The following is an 18,956-nucleotide window of genomic DNA, read 5'->3' as shown; positions in this document are numbered from 1 at the left end:
TCAGGCCAGCGTGACGAGGTCCAGGTAGGTGTCGTTCCACAGATCTTCGTCGCCATCTGGAAGCAGCAGCACACGATCGGGGTCGAGCGCGGAGACCGCGCCCTCATCGTGTGTGACGAGGATGATGGCGCCCTCATAGCGGCGAATCGCCGAGAGGATCTCCTCACGAGAGGCCGGGTCAAGGTTGTTCGTCGGCTCATCGAGGAGGAGGACGTTGGCGCTGGAGACCACGAGAGTGGCAAGCGCCAGACGAGTCTTCTCACCACCGGAGAGCACCTTCGAAGGCTTGTGCACGTCATCGCCGGAGAACAGGAACGAACCGAGCACATTGCGCACAGCGGTGTCATCGAGGTGCGGAGAATTGCGCTTCATGTTCTCCAGCACGCTGCGGTCCAGGTCGAGCGTCTCATGTTCCTGCGCGTAGTAGCCGAGCTTAAGACCGAAGCCGGGGACGACCTCACCCGAGTCGGGTTCGTCGAGACCGGCCAGCAGGCGCAGCAGCGTTGTCTTACCTGCACCGTTGTAGCCGAGGATGACCACACGTGAGCCTTTGTCGATAGCCAGGTCGACGCCGGTGAAGACCTCTGTAGACCCGAAGCTGCGAGATAGTCCCTCCGCCGTCAGTGGCACCCGTCCACAGTCGGCTGGGGCTGGGAACCGCAGGTTTGCGACCTTCTCTGAACTGCGTTCGGCATCGAGTCCCGACAGCAGACGGTCGGCGCGCTTGGCCATCTGCTGGGCGGCCACGGTCTTCGTCGCCTTCGCCATCATCTTGTTCGCCTGGGCGTGCAGGGCAGACGCCTTCTTCTCGGCATTGGCGCGCTCACGACGGCGTCGACGTTCGTCGTCTTCGCGCTGCTTGAGGTAGAGGCGGTAGCCCATCGAGTAGATGTCGATCGTCTGCCGGGTCGCGTCGAGGAAGAACACCTTGTTGACGACTTCGTCGATGAGGTCGAGGTCGTGACTGATGATGATGAGCCCGCCGGAGTAGCCCTTGAGGTAGTCGCGCAGCCACAACACGGATTCCGCGTCGAGGTGGTTCGTCGGCTCATCGAGGATCATCGTGTCCGGGGCCGAGAAGAGGATGCGGGCAAGTTCCACACGGCGCCTCTGACCACCCGAGAGGGTGCCGATCTCCTGGTTGATGAGATCTTCGTCGAGGCCGAGGTTGGCAGCGATCGCGTAGGCCTCAGACTCCGCCGAGTAGCCGCCGGCAGCCATGAATGCGGCTTCGATGCGCGGGTAGCGATCGAGAGCCTTCGTCGAAACATTCTCGTCAGGAGAGGCCATCTGGTTCTCTGCCTTGCGCAGACGCTTGACGAGAACGTCGAGCTCGCGAGCAGAGAGGATCCGCTCCATGCCGGTGGCTTGTGGGTCACCGCTGCGGGGATCCTGAGGCAGGTAGCCCACCGACCCGGACACGGACACGCTGCCCTTCGCGGCGCTGTGGCCACCCATGATCACCTTCGTCAGGGTGGTCTTGCCCGCCCCGTTGCGTCCGACGAGGCCGACCCGGTCGCCCTTATCAACGCGGAAGGAGACCTCGGACATCAGCGTACGGGCGCCGACGTTGACTTCGAGGTCGGATGCCTGAATCATTCATTCTCCAAACTGCGACCGATGATATCGGCCAAGAATTCTTGCGGGTGGATTCCCTGAGACTGTGCCCGCTTGACGAGTTCGTCTGCAATGTAGGTGGGTACTCGACAGGAGACGAGCGTGGTCGCCGCCGCCGAACCCTCGGCTGACGGAGCCTCGGCGTCTCGGCTCCCTTCGGCGGCCCGGTCCTTTACGCCGTTCCGGTCGTCTTCCGCGATCAGTGCCGCGGGTGCGGAACACACTGGTGCGGAGGGCGCGGTGATCGACTCCGACGTCCCCACGGGGACGTATCCGGGTCCGGCCGGCACCGAGGTGTTCTTCTGATACGAGGTGGCTGCGGCCCGCGCGCGGTCGTCTGCCGCTTCGTTCATGGCGTGGTTGGAGTGGCCCTTGACCCATTCGAATTCGACCTCGCGGCCCTTGAGCGCGGAGTCGAGCTGTTCGAGGAGGTCCTTGTTCAGCACATCCTTGCCGTCAGCCTTCTTCCACCCCTTGCGCTTCCAGCCGGGCATCCACTTCGTGAGTGCATTGATGACGTACTTGGAGTCGCAGAAGACTTTGAGGTCCTCATCCGCTTCCGCTGTGGAGTTCAGGAGGTCGAGGACGGCCATGAGTTCACCACGGTTGTTCGTCGACTCTTTCCACCCGCCGGCGTGCCAACAGTCGTCGTTGACGTACCAGGCCCAGCCTGCGGGTCCGGGGTTGCCGAGGGCTGACCCGTCTGCGGCCGCGATGATCGTCAATGGTTCTCCTAGGAAAGTCGGCTTTCATTCTTTCATGCCGAGCGTGAGCCCCTGCATTCAGGGCAGGTGATCTCCACAACCCCCTACGGTCCCGCAGGCGAGGGACCCCGTCATGAACATCGCCGAGGTGGGGGCACCGGAATCGGCGCTCCCACCTCGGCGAGGTGAGGGTGTGACGTCCCCGCGGGGACGTCGGCAGCAATCAGAAGCTCAGATGTTGAAGCCCAGGGCACGCATCTGTTCGCGTCCGTCCTCGGTGATCTTGTCGGGACCCCACGGCGGCATCCAGACCCAGTTGATCCGGTAGGCCGGCACGATGCCCTCGAGGCACTGAGCGGTCTGGTCTTCGATTACATCGGTCAGCGGGCAGGCCGCAGACGTCAGTGTCATTTCGACAACGGCGGTGCCGTCGTCTTCGACGGAGAGTCCGTAGACGAGTCCGAGGTCGACGATGTTGACGCCGAGCTCAGGATCCATGACGTCCATCATCGCTTCGCGCACCTCGTCGATGCTGGCATTCTGCGGTGCGTCTATCACTTCGGGCATTCTTACTCCTTCAGAGACGTTTGGGCTTGGTTGAGTGCGTCCTTGAACGCGACCCAGGACAGGAGCGCGCACTTGATCCTGGCCGGAAACTTGGACACTCCGGAAAACACCGCAGCGTCGCCGAGTATTTCCTCATCTCCCGCCATTGTTCCACGAGAGTGCATGAGTTCGTGGAATTTCGCTTCGATGTCGAGCATGCCCTCGACACTGTTCTCCGCAGCAAGCTCTGTCAGAACAGAGGCCGAGGCCATGGAGATCGAGCATCCGTCACCGGTCCAGCGCACGGCGATTCCGCCGTCTTCGCCGATCTCGGTCTCGAGTTCGATCTCGTCGCCACAGGTGGGGTTGATCTGGTGCGAGGAGCCGTGTGCCCCAGCAGCACTGTCGCCGAGTAAGTCGGAGTTGCCAGCACGCTCCCGGGAATGATCGAGGATGACCTGTTGGTAGAGCTGTTGCATCTGAGTGCTCATGAAACGTCCCTCACTCGACTCCGAAGAAGCCGCGGACTTCGCCCAGGGCGTGCAGAAACTGTTCGCAGTCCTCGGTGTTGTTGTACAGGTAGGTGCTCGCCCGTGTCGTGGCAGTGACGCCGAAGCGTCGGTGCAGAGGCTGCGCGCAATGATGCCCGACCCGCACTGCGACTCCTTGGGAGTCGAGGTACTGACCCACATCGTGGGCGTGGACTCCGTCGACGTCGAAGGCCACAGTCCCGATCCTGTTCTCGGCGGACCCGAGAACCGTGATACCGGGGATCTCGGCGATTCCATCGAGCAGTACGGTGGCGAGTTCGCGCTCATGATCGAAGATATTCTGCAGGCCCACCTCGGCAAGGTAATTGACCGCGGTGGTAAATGCCGCGACCTCGGCCACAGGTTGTGTGCCCGCCTCGAAACGCTGCGGAGCATCCATGAATTCTGACCCTTCCATGGTCACCGTGGTGATCATGGAACCGCCGGTCAGCACGGGCGGCAGTGAATTCAGCAGCTCCGATCTGCCCCACAGGGTGCCGAGACCGGTGGGTCCCAGCGCCTTGTGTGCGGAGAAGGCGGCGAAGTCGACGTCGAGGTCGACGAAGTTCACGGGCATGTGCGGGACGGATTGGCAGGCGTCGAGAACGACGAGCGCTCCGACCTGCCGGGCCCGAGCGACGAGCGTGTCGACCGGGTTGATGGTGCCGAGCACATTCGACACGTGGGTGAAGGCGAAGACCTTGGTGGTCTCGTCGACGATGGAATCCAGGTTGCTGAGGTCGAGTTCCCCGGAATCCGTGACCGGAAGCCAACGGAGTTGGGCGCCAGTGGACTGTGCCAGCTGCTGCCAGGGGACGAGGTTCGCGTGGTGTTCCATCTCGGTCACGACGATGGAGTCACCGGGTCCCACTGCGAAACGCTGTGCGGCCTGTCCCCCGAAGCCATGGCTGGCTCGGTCGATGCCCAGCGCGACCACATTGAGTGCCTCGGTGGCGTTCTTCGTCCAGATCACCTGTTCCGGTGTTCCGCCGACGAGGTTCGCCACTGCTTCCCGGCCTGCCTCGAATGCGTCGGTGGCCATCACCGCGAGCGAATGAGCTCCACGGTGGACGGCGGCATTGCGCTGCGAGTAGTACTCGGTGAACGTGTCGATGACGCACTGCGGCTTCTGGGAAGTCGCGCCCGAGTCGAGATAGCTCAGGGACGACTTCCCGATCCTGGTGTCCAGGATCGGGAAGTCGTTCCGCAGGCGAGAGAACATCAGGCTGGGGCCTGCAGGAAGCGGTCGTAGCCTTCGTTCTCGAGGCGCTCGGCCAGCTCTGGTCCGCCTTCTTCAGCAACCTTGCCCTTGATGATCACGTGGACGTGATCGGGCTTGACGTAGCTGAGAATGCGGGTGTAGTGGGTGATGAGGAGAACGCCGACATCCGTCGTTTCGCGCACCCGGTTGATGCCCTCGGAGACGATGCGCAGGGCATCGACGTCGAGACCGGAGTCGGTCTCGTCGAGAACGGAGAACTTGGGCTTGAGCATCTCCATCTGCAAGATCTCGTGGCGCTTCTTCTCGCCGCCGGAGAATCCTTCGTTGACGTTGCGGCTGGCGAACTCGGGATCCACGCGCAGCTTCTCCATCGCGGACTTGAGGTCCTTCGTCCAGTGACGCAGCTTCGGAGCTTCACCGTCGATGGCGGTCTTGGCCGAGCGCAGGAAATTCGTCACGGTCACGCCGGGGACCTCGACGGGGTACTGCATGGCGAGGAAGAGTCCGTGCTTAGCGCGCTCGTCGACGGACATCGCGAGGACGTCTTCTCCGTCGAGGGTGACCTCGCCGGAGGTCACCTTGTACTTCGGGTGACCGGCCAGGGAGTAGGCCAGAGTCGACTTGCCGGAGCCGTTGGGGCCCATGATGGCGTGGGTCTCGTTGGAGTTGATCTCCAAGTTGATGCCGTTGAGGATCGGCTTGGGACCGGTTTCGGTTTCGACGCTGACGTGCAGGTCGGTGATCTTCAGAATGGACATGTCAATCCTTTTCAGTTCAGGGTAAGCGTGGTGATCAGTTGAGCGTGCTGGTCAATTGAGCACTGTGCTCGGGTCAAGCAGGATGCGGCCTGCGATCTCCTTGCAGTCATAGACTGCGACGGGCTCGAAGGCCGGTGGGCTCAGTGGTCGGCCGGTGGTGAGGTCGAACTGGGAGCCGTGGAGCCAACATTCGATGGCGCAGCCCTCCACTTCGCCCTCGGCCAGCGACACTTCGCCGTGGGTGCAGACATCGTCGATGGCATGGATCGTGCCGTCGGAGTCGCGGGCGATGCAGATCTCGTAGTTGTCCACTTCGATTCGCATCGTCGCGCCCGCGGCCACCTCGGAGGCGGCCGCAACGTCGATCATGGTCACAGAACGCTCCGGGAGAGTTCTTCCTCGATTCGCTCATTGAGGACTTCTTCGATCTCGGGCACCTGGATCTTCTGGATCACTTCGTTGAAGAATCCGCGGACCACGAGCTGACGGGCGACTTCCTCGGGGATGCCGCGACTCATCAGGTAGAACAGGTGCTCTTCGTCGAAACGGCCGGTCGAGGAGGCGTGTCCGGCACCGGCGATGTCGCCGGTCTCGATCTCCAGGTTCGGCACCGAGTCAGCACGTGCCCCATCGGAGAGGATGAGGTTGCGGTTGAGCTCGTAGGTGTCGATGTCGAGGGCCTCGGGGCGGATGAGCACATCGCCGATCCAGACGCTGCGTGCGTCCTTGCCCTGAAGAGCGCCCTTGTAGTGGACGTTCGACGTTGCTTTAGGCGTGTTGTGGTCGACGTAGGTGCGGTGCTCGAGGTGCTGACCGGCATCGGCGAAGTAGAGTCCGAGCAGTTCGGCCTCTCCCCCGGCTGCCGAGTAGCGCACGTTCGTGTTCAGGCGCACGATGTCACCGCCGAGGGTGATGACGATGTGCTTGAACTTCGCATCCTTGCCCACGATCGCGTCGTGCTGGCCCAGGTGCTGGGATTCGTCATCCCAGAGCTGCAGGGACACAAAGGTCACGTTTGCACCATCACCGATGACGAGGGACACGAGCTCGGAGAACCGAGCCGATCCTTCGTGTTCGACGACGATGGTCGCCTTCGCGTTCGCTCCGACGGAGACGACGGTATGCCCGTGCGAGATGTCGTTGCCGGTGCCGTCGGCGTGGATGATCACAGCGCCATCGATCTCAGTTCCGGCGGGAACCGAGTAGTGGGTCACGGCGGGAGCACGGTTGGCTGCCACTACGGCGGCCCGGTCCTCGGGCTCGAGGATGCCCAGCTCCTGTGCGGCCTCCAGCGAGATCTCCTCAACGGAGATCCCCTCTGGCAGTTCGCCCTTCGTGGTCAGCTTCGCCCCGGAAGCAGCATCGGTGAAGAAATCGCTGAGCTTGCGCACCGGTGAGAAGCGCCATTCCTCTTCGCGTCCGTTCGGGACGGAAAAGTCGTCGACATCGAAGCTGCGTGTGCGTGCGTCCCGCTTGGAATCGGGGACATGAACGTCGGCGCCATGAGAGTGCTCATCGAGGCCCAACGGATTGGTGGTATCAGTCACTTAGAAAACTCCTTAAGCAGTCGGTGGCAGGCTGGATCAGCCCACGCCACCTTCCATCTGGATTTCGATGAGGCGGTTGAGCTCGAGGGCATATTCCATCGGCAGCTCACGTGCGATGGGTTCGACGAACCCGCGCACGATCATCGCCATGGCCTCGGTCTCTTCCATGCCGCGGCTCATGAGGTAGAAGAGCTGATCCTCACTCACCTTCGACACGGTGGCCTCGTGACCGAGGGTCACGTCGTCCTCACGGATGTCGATGTATGGGTAGGTGTCCGACCGGGAGATGTTGTCAACCAGGAGCGCGTCACAGAGCACATTGTTCGACGAGCCCTTGGCTCCAGGGTGCACGTGGACGAGTCCACGGTAGCCGGAGCGTCCGCCGCCGCGAGCCACGGACTTCGCCACGATCGAGGAGTGCGTGTTCGGAGCCGAGTGGACCATCTTGGCACCGGTGTCCTGGTGCTGGCCCTCGCCGGCGAATGCCACGGACAGGGTCTCTCCGCGTGCATGCTCACCGGTGAGCCAGATCGCCGGGTATTTCATGGTGACCTTGGAGCCGATGTTGCCATCGACCCATTCCATGGAAGCGCCCTCTTCGGCGATGGCACGCTTGGTGACGAGGTTGTAGACGTTGTTCGACCAGTTCTGGATGGTCGTGTAACGGACCTTCGCATCCTTCTTGGCCACGATCTCGACGACCGCCGAGTGCAGCGAGTCGGTCTTGTAGATCGGTGCGGTGCAGCCCTCGACGTAGTGCACGGACGAGCCTTCGTCGGCGATGATGAGGGTGCGCTCGAACTGACCCATGTTCTCGGTGTTGATCCGGAAGTAGGCCTGCAGGGGGATCTCGACGTGGACGCCCTTGGGGACGTAAACGAAGGAGCCGCCGGACCAGACTGCCGTGTTCAGTGCCGAGAACTTGTTGTCACCGGAGGGGATGATCGACCCGAAGTACTCTTCGAAGATCTCGGGGTACTCACGGAGACCGGTGTCGGTGTCCATGAAGATGACGCCCTGCTTCTCGAGCTCTTCGTTGATCTGGTGGTAGACGACCTCAGACTCGTACTGGGCGGCCACACCGGCAACGAGACGCTGCTTCTCTGCTTCGGGGATGCCGAGGCGATCGTAGGTGTTGCGGATGTCCTCTGGCAGATCTTCCCAGGACGTAGCCTGGCCCTCTGTCGAGCGGACGAAGTACTTGATGTCGTCGAAGTGGATGCCGGTGAGGTCAGCACCCCAGCTGGGCATCGGCTTCTTCTCGAACAGCTTCAGCGCCTTGAGGCGGCGCTGGAGCATCCAGTCCGGTTCGTCCTTGAGCTTCGAGATGTTGCGGACGACGTCTTCCGAGAGACCGCGCGCAGCGAACTCGCCTGCGTCGTTGCTGTCGTGCCAACCGTATGCGTACTGCCCGAGGTCTTTGAGCTCGGGGTTAGCATCGATGATCCGATTGCCTGTGTCAGTCATCGTGAACCTCCTTGAGGTCGATCATTGCTGTGGATGAGTGGTCTGGTGAGTTCCGAGGTCGGAATGTGGGTGGTGCAGACATGGTCGCCGTGAGCCAGTGAGGACAGCCGACGAACATCGACGCCCAGATAGTCCGAGAACATCGCGAGCTCTGCTTCGCAGATCTCGGGGAACTCGGAGGCGACTGCCTGGATCGGACAATGCCCTTGACACAGCTGCATCGCTTCGAGAGGGGTTCCGGCCGCCACCGGTGTCGCTGAGGCGGCGTACCCTTCCTTGGTCAATGCGGCAGCCAGTCCCCGGGAGCGGGAAGCCACGGTGGTGCCTCCCCGTCGGTCCAGCTCCGGGCCGAGGCGGTCGCGGAGTTTCGCAACCAGGTCCTCGGTGAAACCCTCAACGGCTTCAGGACCGACTCGGTCCTTCATAAACCGCAGGATGTCGACTGCCAGCTGGTCATAGGAGTGACTGACCGACCCGTGACCACGCGAGGTGACCACATAATGTCTGGCCGGTCTGCCACGGCCTGCCTGCTTGCCAGCGAGCTCTCGGACTTCGATGAAGCCCTCGTCCGCCAGCGCATCCATATGACGACGAATCGCCGCCGGAGTCAGGTCAAGCCCTTTCGCCAACGCCGAGGCAGTGATCGGCCCTTCATCGAGCACCGATCGAAATACCTTCTCTCGGGTACGGCGATCTTCTGTGTCGTTCGCAGCCATTCTCCACCTCCTTGACTAACACAACACTATTGTTGCGTAATTTGTTTCGTAAAACTAGGTGAGCCTAACTACAGGCCGATTCGACGCGTCGTAGAATGGTGTGGTGTCAGAATCGGCCCTCACTATCCGTGGTCTCCATTACTCGTACGGCGCACACCACGTCGTCGACGGGATCGACCTCGATGCCACCACCGGATCCATCCTCGGTGTGCTCGGCCCCAATGGTGCTGGCAAGTCGACGACGATCTCCCTGGCGGTGGGCACAAGGCCTCCCGATGCCGGCCAGGTCGAGATCTTCGGCCACGATCCCTACCGTGAACATGGACGCACATCGCTGCTCGCCGGTGTCATGCTCCAAGACGGCGGGCTGCCGATGAGCGCGAAACCACTCCAGGTGCTGCGACATCTCGCCTCGCTCTATCCCAACCCGCTGACCATCGACGAACTCGCCGAGCCGTTGGGCATCCACGAATTCTCCTCCCGCACGATTCGTCGCCTCTCCGGCGGCCAGAAGCAGCGCGTGGCACTGGCGGCCGCACTGATCGGTCGGCCCCGGCTCGTCTTCCTCGATGAGCCCTGCGCGGGGCTTGATCCCCAGGCTAGGGCGGTCGTCCACGATTTCATCCGGGAGCTCGCGGCCGCCTCGGTGGCTGTGGTCCTGACCACCCATGACCTCGCCGAGGCGGAAGAGCTCGCCGATGAGGTCGTCGTCATCGATCGCGGTCGCATCATCGCCCAGGGTGCACCCGAGGAGCTGCGCAATGCCTCCCCCGCCGGTCGCCGACTTGTCATCACCGTCAGCCAGCTCCTGGAGCCGGCACCACGAGAACTTCTCGCATCCATGAACACGATCGCCCCCACCTCGGCGGTGGGACCGGCCTTCGTCGCCGACGGCGACCTCAACAGTGCACAGATCGCGGGCCTGTGTACGGCAGTTGCCGATGCGGGACTGGCGATCACGGACATCGACATGCATTCGCAGTCCTTGGCTGATGTGTTCTTCGAACTCACTGGCAGGCCGCTGCGATGAGCCAGGATTACGCAATGAGTTCCAGACGCGTCATGTCGCAGGTGCAGTTCGAGACGATCTCCGTCCTCCGTAATGGCGAACAGCTGCTGCTCTCACTCATCCTGCCGCTGGGAATGCTCATATTCCTGGCGAAGACTCCTCTGCTCCGCGGCCTGGGCATCGTAGCAGAGGGAACGGACCCGCTGACCGTGGCACTGCCCGGCGCACTGAGTCTGTGTCTGGCGTCGACCGCGTTCACCGGTCAGGCGATCGCCACTGCCTTCGACCGCCGCTATGGGGTCCTGCGCCAGCTGGCGACGACGCCGCTGGGCACGAACGGTCTCATCCTGGGCAAGCTGGGAGCGGTGATCGCCGTTGTCATCATCCAATTCATACTTGCCTTCGCTATCGCTCTGGGCCTCGGCTTCGACGGCCCCATGAACGTCCTCGCACTGATCCTGGCCACGGTTCTTGGCACCGCAGCACTCCTGTCTCTAGGCTTGCTCATGGCAGGAACCGTGCGCGCCGAGGCCACTCTGGCAGGCGCGAACCTGATCTGGGTGCTTATGGCCGGTGTCGGCGGGCTCGTCATCGCGCACCCGGGAGAATGGGGCACCGTGGTCGGCTATCTGCCTTCCGGTGCCCTCGGCGATGCGATGCGCGCTGCCGTCGGCGGTGCGGGAATGGATATCAAAGCATTGATCGTGCTCCTCGTGTGGGGGCTGGTGGGAACGCTTGCGGCACGCAGGTGGTTCCGATTCGAATGAGGAGAGAAATGGTCACAAAGAGGATCCGCGTCGCCGCCTGGGCCATGCTCATTGCGCAGGCCGGAATCATCCTGAGCGGCGGCATCGTCCGCCTCACCGGTTCGGGGCTCGGCTGCACGAATTGGCCGAAATGCACGGACGACTCCCTCGTGACGACGCCTGAGATGGGGATCCACGGCCTCATCGAATTCGGCAACCGCACCCTCGCGGTGCTCCTGGCCATTCTCGGCGTCATCATCTTGCTCATGCTGTGGAAGAGCCGCAAACAGCGCCCTGACCTGTTCTGGCTCAATCTCGGTCTCCTCGCCATCGTGCCGTTTCAGGCAGTCCTCGGCGGGATCACGGTCTGGACGAAGCTCAATCCGTGGATCGTTGCCGGTCACTTCGTCCCCTCGGCCATCGCCGTCGGCGTCGCCGCCTACTTCGTTCGCCGCACCTACGACACTGGTGTGCGCACCGGCCAAAAGGCACCGTCCCCGTTGCCTGCCCTGGGCTGGATCATCCTTGCCCTGACAGCGATCATCGTCGTCTTCGGTGTCCTCACCACAGGTGCGGGACCACACTCGGGCTCGACGATGTCGACGCGAAACGGTCTGGACAACATCTGGATCACCCGCGCCCACGGATTCCCAGTCTGGTTGCTCGTCATCGCGACCATCACCACACTCGTCTTCGCGGTGAAACGGCATACCGTCATGGTCAAGCCCCTGGTTGTGCTTCTCATCGTCGAGGTCGCTCAGGGGATCATCGGCTACGTCCAGTACTTCACCGGGGTGCCGATAGTGCTCGTGGCATTCCATATGATCGGCCTCTCGGCCACGATCGCGGCAAGCGTTGTCGTCCTCGACAGCGCATACCCGAGGGGCACTCATGCCAACACCGATCAGGCCGCGCCCGTGGTTCACTGACCACGCCTTGGAGGCGATGGAGTTCTCCTGCTCCGTCTTCCCCAACTCGCACATCGTCTCCATCGACCGTTACCCGGATGAGTCCCTCGACCCGCATTACGCGGGAATGAGCGGCAAGGTCATCAAAGGGATCTTCGAACTCGACGGCAATCGATTCATCTGCCTCGACGGTGGCCCTGCTTTCACCTTCAATGAAGCGATCACACTGACCGTCGAACGCGGTGACCAGGCCGAGATCGACCATTATGGTCGTCGCTATCGGCTATTCACTCCAGCGAGCAGTGCGGCTGGCTCAAGGACAAGTATGGGATCAGTTGGCAGATCATTCCGGCCAACCTCGGCGAGCTGATGAACGGAGATGCTCAGCTGTAGGCGCTGATGGGGATGAAGAACACCGTCATCGAAGAGCTCGTCAACGCCGGCTGAGCGGCCCGACCCCTACACACTTGCCCGCTCCTTGCGTCCGGCGCTCACGTCCCAGTACGGACAGGTCGGTCTACGATCGTGCGCTACCTACCCGACACTTTGTAGCTGCGCTTGATAATGGCCGTCGCACGACCCCATTCGCTCGCTTTGACGCTCTTGATGGAATTCGAAGGAACGAACGTCCTTGAAACATTCGGAGACCTCCCACACCAACGGATTGTCACTCTGCTCCACGGCAAAGCAAACACACCCTGGTTCGGCCAGCGTCAACTCGATATGTCGAGGCAGAAAGCGGGATCAGTTTGCTGATTGTGCCAACCATTCTCGGCGCACAGTGACAATGAGCAAATTCATGGATGCCGGAGTCTGTCGGAGAGAGCCCGTCAGAGGGCGTTTGAGGTCTACCAGAAGCCGGGGAGGACGAACGGGTCGATCGCGACTGCGAGGAAGAGCAGCGACAAGTAGGTGATCGAGCCGTGGAAGACCTTCATCGCCCGCAGCTGCGTTCCGCTCTTGCCCTTCTTCGCCCGGGAGACGAGAGCGTAGCAGGAGAACAGGAACCAGGCACCGGCGAGGACCGCGACTGCTGTGTAGACGGGGCCCATCGGGGCAAGTGGAATGAGCGCCAACGAGCACGCGACCATCGCCCAGGTGTAGGCGATCATCTGACGCCCGACATTCGTCGGCGGCACCTTTGAGGGCAGCATCGGAACCTCTGCGGCGTCGTAGTCAGCCTTGTATTTGATTGCCAGCGGCCAGTAGTGCGGAGGTGTCCAGAAGAAGACGACGAGGAAGAGCAGGAGAGCTTCCCAGGACAGCCCGCCGGTGACGGCGGACCAGCCGATGAGCACAGGCATGCAGCCTGCTGCGCCGCCCCAGACGATGTTCTGCGTCGTGCGGCGCTTGAGGATCAGGGTGTAGAAGACCGCGTAGAGCAGGATGGCGCAGGCGGTGAGACCGGCGGTCACCCAGTTCGTGAAGCCGCCCAGCCAGAAGATCGACCCCAGGCCCAGGGCGAAGGCGAAGATGAGTGCGGCTCGTGGTGTGATCTCACCGGTCACCAGCGGGCGGTACTTGGTGCGCTCCATCTTGGCGTCGATGTCACGATCGACATAGCAGTTGAAGACCGAAGCAGAGGCTGCGGCCGCTGCGCCGCCGATCAGAGTGTTGATGACCAGCCAGATATTCGGCATTCCCTGCGCGGCGAGGAACATCACCGGCGCGGTGGTCACCAGCAGGAGTTCGATCACGCGAGGTTTGGTCAGCGCAATGTAGGCACTGATGATCGAGCGAGGACTTTTTGAAAGTCGTTCCTCGTCGATTGCCCTCTGCAGAGGACGTTCACTCTGCGTGTCCTGGTTCTGACGAAGTTCACTCACGTCGTCGATTCTACCCTCTGTCGAATTTTTTGCCAGTCGGCGGATGCTGTGTTTCGGAGTCTGTTCTCGGGCCAGATCTGCGTCGCACGGTCCAGATGATGAAGGCCACCACAAAGGTCAGCGGTGCCAACATGGCCAGTTGCACGACGATGACGGAGAGCAGCCCCAGAGCTGCGGTCGACGACTCGTCGCTCAGCACGGCGAGGCCAGAATCACCACGAACAGGAGCCATGAGACCAGTGCCGAAGCGTCAGTCTCACCAGTCAGCGGTCGGCCCAGGATCCATCCCACGACGAACGTGATGACGATGAATGCTGCAGGCACAACCGGTGCCGACCACGCACCGAGGCAGGCTGTCGATTTAGTCACTGTGCTCTTGTCTTCGGCCACGGTGCTACCTGCCTGGAACGGGTGCGGGCGATGACACCCTATCTCAGCCCTCGCGTTTGCGACCCGGCGCGGTAGAGTTTGAGTGCACGCCTCTAAGACGAACGAAGGATCGCTCGAAGACATGAACTCCCTGTCCTGGACAGAACTCGACAACCGCGCAGTCGACACCGCCCGCCTCCTTGCCGCAGATGCTGTGCAGAAGGCTGGACATGGTCACCCCGGAACCGCGATGAGTCTGGCACCTGTTGCCCATTACCTCTACCAGTACGGGCTCAAGCATGATCCCGCCGACCCAAGCTGGGCCGGCCGCGATCGCTTCGTTCTCTCGTGCGGACACAGCTCACTGACTCAGTACGTCCAGCTCTACCTCTCCGGCTTCGGACTTGAGCTCGACGATCTGAAGGCACTGCGCACCTGGGGTTCCCTGACGCCCGGCCACCCGGAGGTCGGTCACACTGCAGGCGTCGAGATCACCACAGGCCCGCTGGGATCCGGCCTCGCCTCGGCGGTGGGGATGGCCATGGCCTCACGCCGTGAACGCGGACTCTTCGACCCAGGTGCCGCCCCGGGAACCTCTCCCTTCGACCATTCCGTCGTGGTCCTGGCCTCCGATGGCGACCTCGAGGAAGGCGTTTCAGGTGAAGCCTCATCCCTGGCCGGAACCCAGGAACTGTCGAACCTGATCGTGATCTGGGACGACAACCGGATCTCCATCGAGGATGACACGGCGATCGCGTTCAGCGAGGACACCGCCGCACGCTACGCCGCCTATGGCTGGCACGTGCAGCACGTGGACTTCAGAGCCGGCGCCGAGTACAAGGAAGACCTCGATGCCTTCCACACAGCCATGGAAGCGGCGAAGGCGGACTCACGTCCCTCCTTCATTCGTCTCTCGACGATCATCGCCTGGCCCGCCCCGAATGCGCAGAACACCGGCGGATCACACGGTTCGGCACTCGGTGATGATGAGATCAAGGCCACCAAGGAGATCCTCGGCTTCGATCCCGAGGCGACCTTCGATGTCCCCGCCGAGGTGCTCAATCACACCCGTTCGGCACTGGACCGCGGCCGCAGCGCCCACATCGAATGGGACGAGTCCTACAAGGCATGGCGCGAGGCGAACCCGGCCAGCGCCGAACTCTTCGACCGTCTGTCCAAGCGCGAACTTCCAGCAGGACTCGACGACCAGTTCCCTGTCTTCGAAGCCAGCGACAAGGGCATCGCGACTCGGGCCGCCTCCGGACAGGTCCTCAACGCCATTGCCGCCACCATGCCCGAGCTGTGGGGCGGATCCGCGGACCTCGCCGGTTCGAACAACACACTGATCAAGGGCGATGCGAGCTTCCTGCCTGAGCATCGTTCGACAGGTGCATTCTCCGGCCACGAGTACGGGCGCAACATCCACTTCGGCGTCCGTGAGTTCTCTGCCGGACTCATCGGCAACGGCATCGCGCTGCACGGCGGCACTCGCCCCTACAGCGGCACCTTCCTCGTCTTCAGCGACTACCAGCGCCCTGCCATCCGCTTGGCCGCTCTGCAGCAGCTGCCGAACGTGTTCGTGTGGACCCACGATTCGATCGGTCTCGGCGAAGACGGTCCCACCCACCAGCCGATCGAGCACCTCTCCGCACTGCGTGCGATTCCCGGTCTCGATCTGGTCCGCCCTGCCGACGCGAACGAGACCTCGGTCGTGTGGCGCAAGATCCTCGATCGCACCGATGGACCCAGCGGACTCGTGCTCACGCGTCAGGCCGTTCCCGTCCTCGACCGGGAGAAGTACGCTCCGGCCTCCGAGGCGGCTCGTGGCGGCTACGTACTCTTCGACACCGCCGTAGAGCCCGAGGTGGCCATCCTCGCCAGCGGTTCTGAGGTCGCCATCGCGATCACCGCTGCCGAAGAGCTGCAGGCGGCGGGCACCGCCGTACGTGTCATCTCGATGCCGTGCCAGGAGTGGTTCGACGCGCAGCCCGAGGACTACCGCCGGGCGGTTCTCCCTCGCGGCCTCAAGGCCCGCGTGAGCATCGAAGCCGCATCGGCCATGAGCTGGCACAAATACCTCGGCGATGCAGGCCGTGCTGTGTCGATCGAGCACTTCGGCGCTTCGGCCGATTACGCCACACTGTACGAGAAGTTCGGAATCACCTCGGCGGCAGTCGTCACCGCCGCCGAAGAGTCGATCGCAGCGACGAAGGCGGACGCATGAGCAGCAATCTGGCACAGCTGAGCGAACACGGAGTCTCCATCTGGCTCGACGACCTGTCACGGACCCGCCTGGAATCCGGCGACTTGGCGCGGCTCATCGAGGACTCGAATGTCACCGGAGTAACCACGAATCCGACGATCTTCGCCAATGCCATCGCCGGGTCCGACAGCTACGACTCCGCCGTTGCCGAACTCGGCACGGACAAGGTCTCCGCCGATGAGGCGATTGAATCTCTGACCACCTCGGACGTGGCAGCAGCGGCCAGACTCTTCCGGCCCGTCTACGACGCCACGAACGGCGAGGACGGGCGTGTGTCGATCGAGGTCGCTCCCCCACTGGCACACGATGCCGAGGGCACCGTCGCAGCGGCGAAGGCCTTGTGGGAACGCGTCGGCGAACCTAATGCGATGATCAAGATCCCCGCGACCGAAGCCGGATTGCGCGCAATTTCCGAGACCATCGCGGCAGGCATCAGCGTCAACGTCACCCTGGTGTTCTCACTGACTCGCTACCGACATGTTGTGGAGGCCTTCCTCCAGGGCCTAGAGAAGGCACGTGCTGCTGGGCATGACCTCAGCCAGATCAAATCGGTGGCCTCGATCTTCGTCTCTCGTGTGGATGCGGAGATCGATGCGCGCCTCGACAGCATCGATGACCAAGCTGCAGCAGAACTCAAGGGGCAGGCGGGAATCGCGAACTGCGTCCTCGCTCATGAGATCCACTCGCAGCTGTTCACCTCCGAGCGCTTCCGGGTACTCGAACTCGCCGGCGCCACTCCGCAGCGACTGCTGTGGGCGTCGACCGGAGTCAAGAACCCTGATTACCCCGACACCATGTACGTGTCGGGACTCGTGGCCCAGAACACCGTGAACACGATGCCTGAGCCCACGATGCAGGCCTTCGCCGATCACGGTGAAGTGACTGCGAAGATCGCTCCGGAGAACTACCGGGCCGCTGACGAGGTCTTCGACCGATTGGCACGACTGGGAATCGACTACGCGGAGGTGATGACCGTGCTCGAGACTCAAGGACTCGAGAAATTCGACGTCAGCTGGGCAGAGCTCCAGGAGACGATTCGCACTGCTTTGGACCGCGCATGAGACTCCAGTACAGTGTTCCGGTCTCTGAGGACTATGAGGCCGAATTAGGCCGTCTCCTCGAAGCGTGTGTTCCCTCTCGTCTGGCGGCCAAGGATGCGTCCTTGTTCACCGCTGATGAGCAGCCTGTGCCGCGCATGGGTTGGGTAGATCTGCCACAGAGGGCTGAACAGCTCGTCGCTGAGATCGAGGCTCTGCGGTCTCGGCTGGAGGCCCAGGGCCTGCGCTCGATCAGTCTGACGGGGATGGGCGGTTCGTCCCTGGCCCCAGAGGTCATGGCCGAAGCTGCCGGAGTCAGGCTTGAGGTCGTGGATTCCACCGACCCCAATCAGGTCGCCGAGGCGATCGGGACCGATCTCTCACACACTGTGCTCATCGTCGCGTCCAAGTCCGGCACGACGATCGAGACCGATGCGATTCGGCGTGCGTTCTCGGCAGCCTTCGAATCGGTGGGCATCGATCCTGCGTCTCGCCTGATCGCCATCACCGATCCCGGCACCGAGCTCGACACTTTGGCCACTGAGCAGGGGTTCCTGGCCACCTTCCATGCCGATGCCACGGTCGGGGGACGCTACAGTGCCCTGTCGGCCTTCGGTCTCGTCCCTGCCGGACTTGCCGGTGTCGACGTCCGTGCGATTGCGGCGTCGGCGGCCGAGACCGTGGAAGGATTGGGAGCCGATACTCCTGATAATCCCGCGCTGCAGTTCGGCACGTGGCTGGGCATAGGTCATGCCAGGGCCACGGAGAAGCTCGTCCTCGCCGAGACCACCCCGGCTCTGTCGGGTCTGAGCAAATGGGTCGAACAGCTCGTGGCGGAGTCTTTGGGCAAGGACGGTCAGGGTATCCTGCCGGTCGTCGTCAACGGTTGCGCTGACATCGGCTTCTCCGATGCCCGCGCCGATGCGATGCTGTGCACCTTGGGTCCCATCACCGAGGTCGAGGCTCCATCCGGATTCGACTCCGAACTCGACGGTGACCTGGGCGAACTGTTCGTGTTGTGGGAGTTCGCCACTGCGATCGCCGGCTACAGCATCGGAGTCGATCCCTTCGACCAACCGGATGTGGAGTCGGCGAAGGAACACGCCCGGCAGGCACTATCACACGGCTCGTCCACGGCACCGGCAGAGCCGGCGATCCGTGAGGAGCAGATCGAAGTCTACGGTGAGTTCGAACAGGCCACCGATCTCGTCGACGCCATCGCAGAACTTTTCGCGCAGGTCGACGAGTACGGCTACGTCGGTGTGCAGGCGTTCCTCGACCGCATCGCGGATGCCGAAGCTGAAAACCTCCGTGCCTTGGTCTCACAGCATTCCGGTGTGCAGACCACCTTCGGTTTCGGACCCCGGTATCTGCACTCGACCGGCCAGTACCACAAGGGTGGGCACCCTAATGGGGTGTTCCTGCAGATCACAGCCGAACCTCGGACGGACTTGCTGGTACCTGGGCGTCGCTACGGCTTCACCGAGCTGCAGCGTGCGCAGGCCCTCGGCGATGCCGCTGCACTGGGTGAGAAGGGCCGCCCTCTCCTCAGGGTTCACCTGCTCGACCGTGCGCAGGGCCTTGAGCAGCTGCGCCGTGCGATTGCAGAGGTGGAGCTCAGGCATCATTATGGAGTCGACTGACACTTCCCGGCTCTGAGCATGAAGAAGGACCCTGACCGATCGGTCAGG

General features: G+C 62.7%; 19 protein-coding genes and 1 pseudogene. 7 read left to right on the top strand and 13 right to left on the bottom strand.

Annotation, left to right across the window (positions count from 1 at the left end):
* The 10 genes from INT29_RS01435 to INT29_RS01390 all read right to left on the bottom strand — a co-directional run bounded on the left by INT29_RS01435 (position 1) and on the right by INT29_RS01390 (position 9,107).
* Entirely contained in the window at positions 1-1,599 is a 1,599-nt protein-coding gene (locus INT29_RS01435) for an ABC-F family ATP-binding cassette domain-containing protein (RefSeq protein ID WP_101570251.1), read from the bottom strand.
* Complete coding sequence (locus tag INT29_RS01430; RefSeq protein WP_193070510.1) at positions 1,596-2,342, bottom strand: ribonuclease H family protein; 747 nt, start codon at positions 2,340-2,342, stop codon at positions 1,596-1,598. The genes INT29_RS01435 and INT29_RS01430 overlap by 4 nt, the downstream gene beginning before the upstream one ends.
* A gap of 210 nt (positions 2,343-2,552) precedes the next feature.
* Positions 2,553-2,888, bottom strand: a complete 336-nt coding sequence (locus INT29_RS01425) for a metal-sulfur cluster assembly factor (RefSeq protein ID WP_101570253.1) — start codon at positions 2,886-2,888, stop codon at positions 2,553-2,555.
* Between the two features lie 2 nt (positions 2,889-2,890).
* A complete protein-coding gene (gene sufU, locus INT29_RS01420) occupies positions 2,891-3,358 on the bottom strand; it encodes a Fe-S cluster assembly sulfur transfer protein SufU (RefSeq protein WP_101570254.1) in 468 nt (155 codons plus the stop codon).
* A 10-nt stretch (positions 3,359-3,368) separates the two neighbouring features.
* Positions 3,369-4,619, bottom strand: a complete 1,251-nt coding sequence (locus tag INT29_RS01415; protein ID WP_193070509.1) for a SufS family cysteine desulfurase — start codon at positions 4,617-4,619, stop codon at positions 3,369-3,371.
* Positions 4,619-5,377 carry a Fe-S cluster assembly ATPase SufC gene (sufC, locus tag INT29_RS01410; protein WP_101570256.1) on the bottom strand — a complete coding sequence of 253 codons (759 nt, stop codon included), beginning with the start codon at positions 5,375-5,377 and terminating at the stop codon, positions 4,619-4,621. Before sufC ends, INT29_RS01415 begins: the two co-directional genes overlap by 1 nt.
* A gap of 51 nt (positions 5,378-5,428) precedes the next feature.
* Positions 5,429-5,752 carry a non-heme iron oxygenase ferredoxin subunit gene (locus tag INT29_RS01405; RefSeq protein ID WP_101570257.1) on the bottom strand — a complete coding sequence of 108 codons (324 nt, stop codon included), beginning with the start codon at positions 5,750-5,752 and terminating at the stop codon, positions 5,429-5,431.
* Positions 5,749-6,924 carry a Fe-S cluster assembly protein SufD gene (gene sufD / locus INT29_RS01400; RefSeq protein ID WP_101570258.1) on the bottom strand — a complete coding sequence of 392 codons (1,176 nt, stop codon included), beginning with the start codon at positions 6,922-6,924 and terminating at the stop codon, positions 5,749-5,751. Before sufD ends, INT29_RS01405 begins: the two co-directional genes overlap by 4 nt.
* A 36-nt stretch (positions 6,925-6,960) precedes the next feature.
* A complete protein-coding gene (gene sufB, locus INT29_RS01395) occupies positions 6,961-8,391 on the bottom strand; it encodes a Fe-S cluster assembly protein SufB (RefSeq protein ID WP_101570259.1) in 1,431 nt (476 codons plus the stop codon).
* Positions 8,388-9,107 carry a helix-turn-helix transcriptional regulator gene (locus tag INT29_RS01390; protein ID WP_193070508.1) on the bottom strand — a complete coding sequence of 240 codons (720 nt, stop codon included), beginning with the start codon at positions 9,105-9,107 and terminating at the stop codon, positions 8,388-8,390. The genes sufB and INT29_RS01390 overlap by 4 nt, the downstream gene beginning before the upstream one ends.
* A gap of 103 nt (positions 9,108-9,210) precedes the next feature.
* Between INT29_RS01390 and INT29_RS01385 the strand changes: the two genes are divergently transcribed.
* The 4 genes and pseudogenes from INT29_RS01385 to INT29_RS20725 all read left to right on the top strand — a co-directional run bounded on the left by INT29_RS01385 (position 9,211) and on the right by INT29_RS20725 (position 12,163).
* Complete coding sequence (locus INT29_RS01385; RefSeq protein ID WP_193070507.1) at positions 9,211-10,137, top strand: ABC transporter ATP-binding protein; 927 nt, start codon at positions 9,211-9,213, stop codon at positions 10,135-10,137.
* Positions 10,138-10,151: 14 nt separating this feature from the next.
* On the top strand, positions 10,152-10,883 hold the full coding sequence (locus INT29_RS01380; protein WP_226830499.1) for an ABC transporter permease: 732 nt from the start codon (positions 10,152-10,154) through the stop codon (positions 10,881-10,883).
* A gap of 8 nt (positions 10,884-10,891) precedes the next feature.
* Entirely contained in the window at positions 10,892-11,791 is a 900-nt protein-coding gene (locus INT29_RS01375) for a COX15/CtaA family protein (RefSeq protein ID WP_193070506.1), read from the top strand.
* A pseudogene (locus tag INT29_RS20725) lies at positions 11,754-12,163 on the top strand (VOC family protein). The gene INT29_RS01375 and the pseudogene INT29_RS20725 overlap by 38 nt, the downstream one beginning before the upstream one ends.
* Positions 12,164-12,618: 455 nt before the next feature.
* Here the strand turns inward: INT29_RS20725 and INT29_RS01365 are convergent.
* From INT29_RS01365 to INT29_RS01355, 3 genes are read right to left on the bottom strand one after another with little or no spacing between them, the layout of a single operon-like run.
* Positions 12,619-13,596 (bottom strand): heme o synthase, encoded by a 978-nt coding sequence (locus tag INT29_RS01365; RefSeq protein ID WP_193070505.1) that lies wholly within the window; start codon positions 13,594-13,596, stop codon positions 12,619-12,621.
* Positions 13,597-13,606: 10 nt separating this feature from the next.
* Positions 13,607-13,828 carry a hypothetical protein gene (locus INT29_RS01360; RefSeq protein WP_193070504.1) on the bottom strand — a complete coding sequence of 74 codons (222 nt, stop codon included), beginning with the start codon at positions 13,826-13,828 and terminating at the stop codon, positions 13,607-13,609.
* Entirely contained in the window at positions 13,789-13,965 is a 177-nt protein-coding gene (locus INT29_RS01355) for a hypothetical protein (protein ID WP_193070503.1), read from the bottom strand. The genes INT29_RS01360 and INT29_RS01355 overlap by 40 nt, the downstream gene beginning before the upstream one ends.
* Before the next feature lie 142 nt (positions 13,966-14,107).
* On the opposite strand from INT29_RS01355, the gene tkt reads away from it, so the two are divergent.
* Genes tkt through INT29_RS01340 form a run of 3 tightly spaced genes read left to right on the top strand, consistent with a single transcriptional unit; the run spans position 14,108 to position 18,908 of the window.
* Complete coding sequence (gene tkt / locus INT29_RS01350; protein ID WP_193070502.1) at positions 14,108-16,189, top strand: transketolase; 2,082 nt, start codon at positions 14,108-14,110, stop codon at positions 16,187-16,189.
* A complete protein-coding gene (gene tal / locus INT29_RS01345) occupies positions 16,186-17,289 on the top strand; it encodes a transaldolase (protein ID WP_101570267.1) in 1,104 nt (367 codons plus the stop codon). The genes tkt and tal overlap by 4 nt, the downstream gene beginning before the upstream one ends.
* Complete coding sequence (locus tag INT29_RS01340) at positions 17,286-18,908, top strand: glucose-6-phosphate isomerase (protein WP_193070501.1); 1,623 nt, start codon at positions 17,286-17,288, stop codon at positions 18,906-18,908. The genes tal and INT29_RS01340 overlap by 4 nt, the downstream gene beginning before the upstream one ends.
* Positions 18,909-18,956: the final 48 nt, after the last annotated feature.

Origin of the sequence: Brevibacterium sp. FME37 (assembly GCF_014897485.1) — a bacterium.
Lineage (GTDB): Bacteria > Actinomycetota > Actinomycetes > Actinomycetales > Brevibacteriaceae > Brevibacterium.
The sequence above is the reverse complement of the archived record's forward strand: the minus strand, read 5'-3'. Positions and strand labels throughout refer to the sequence as shown.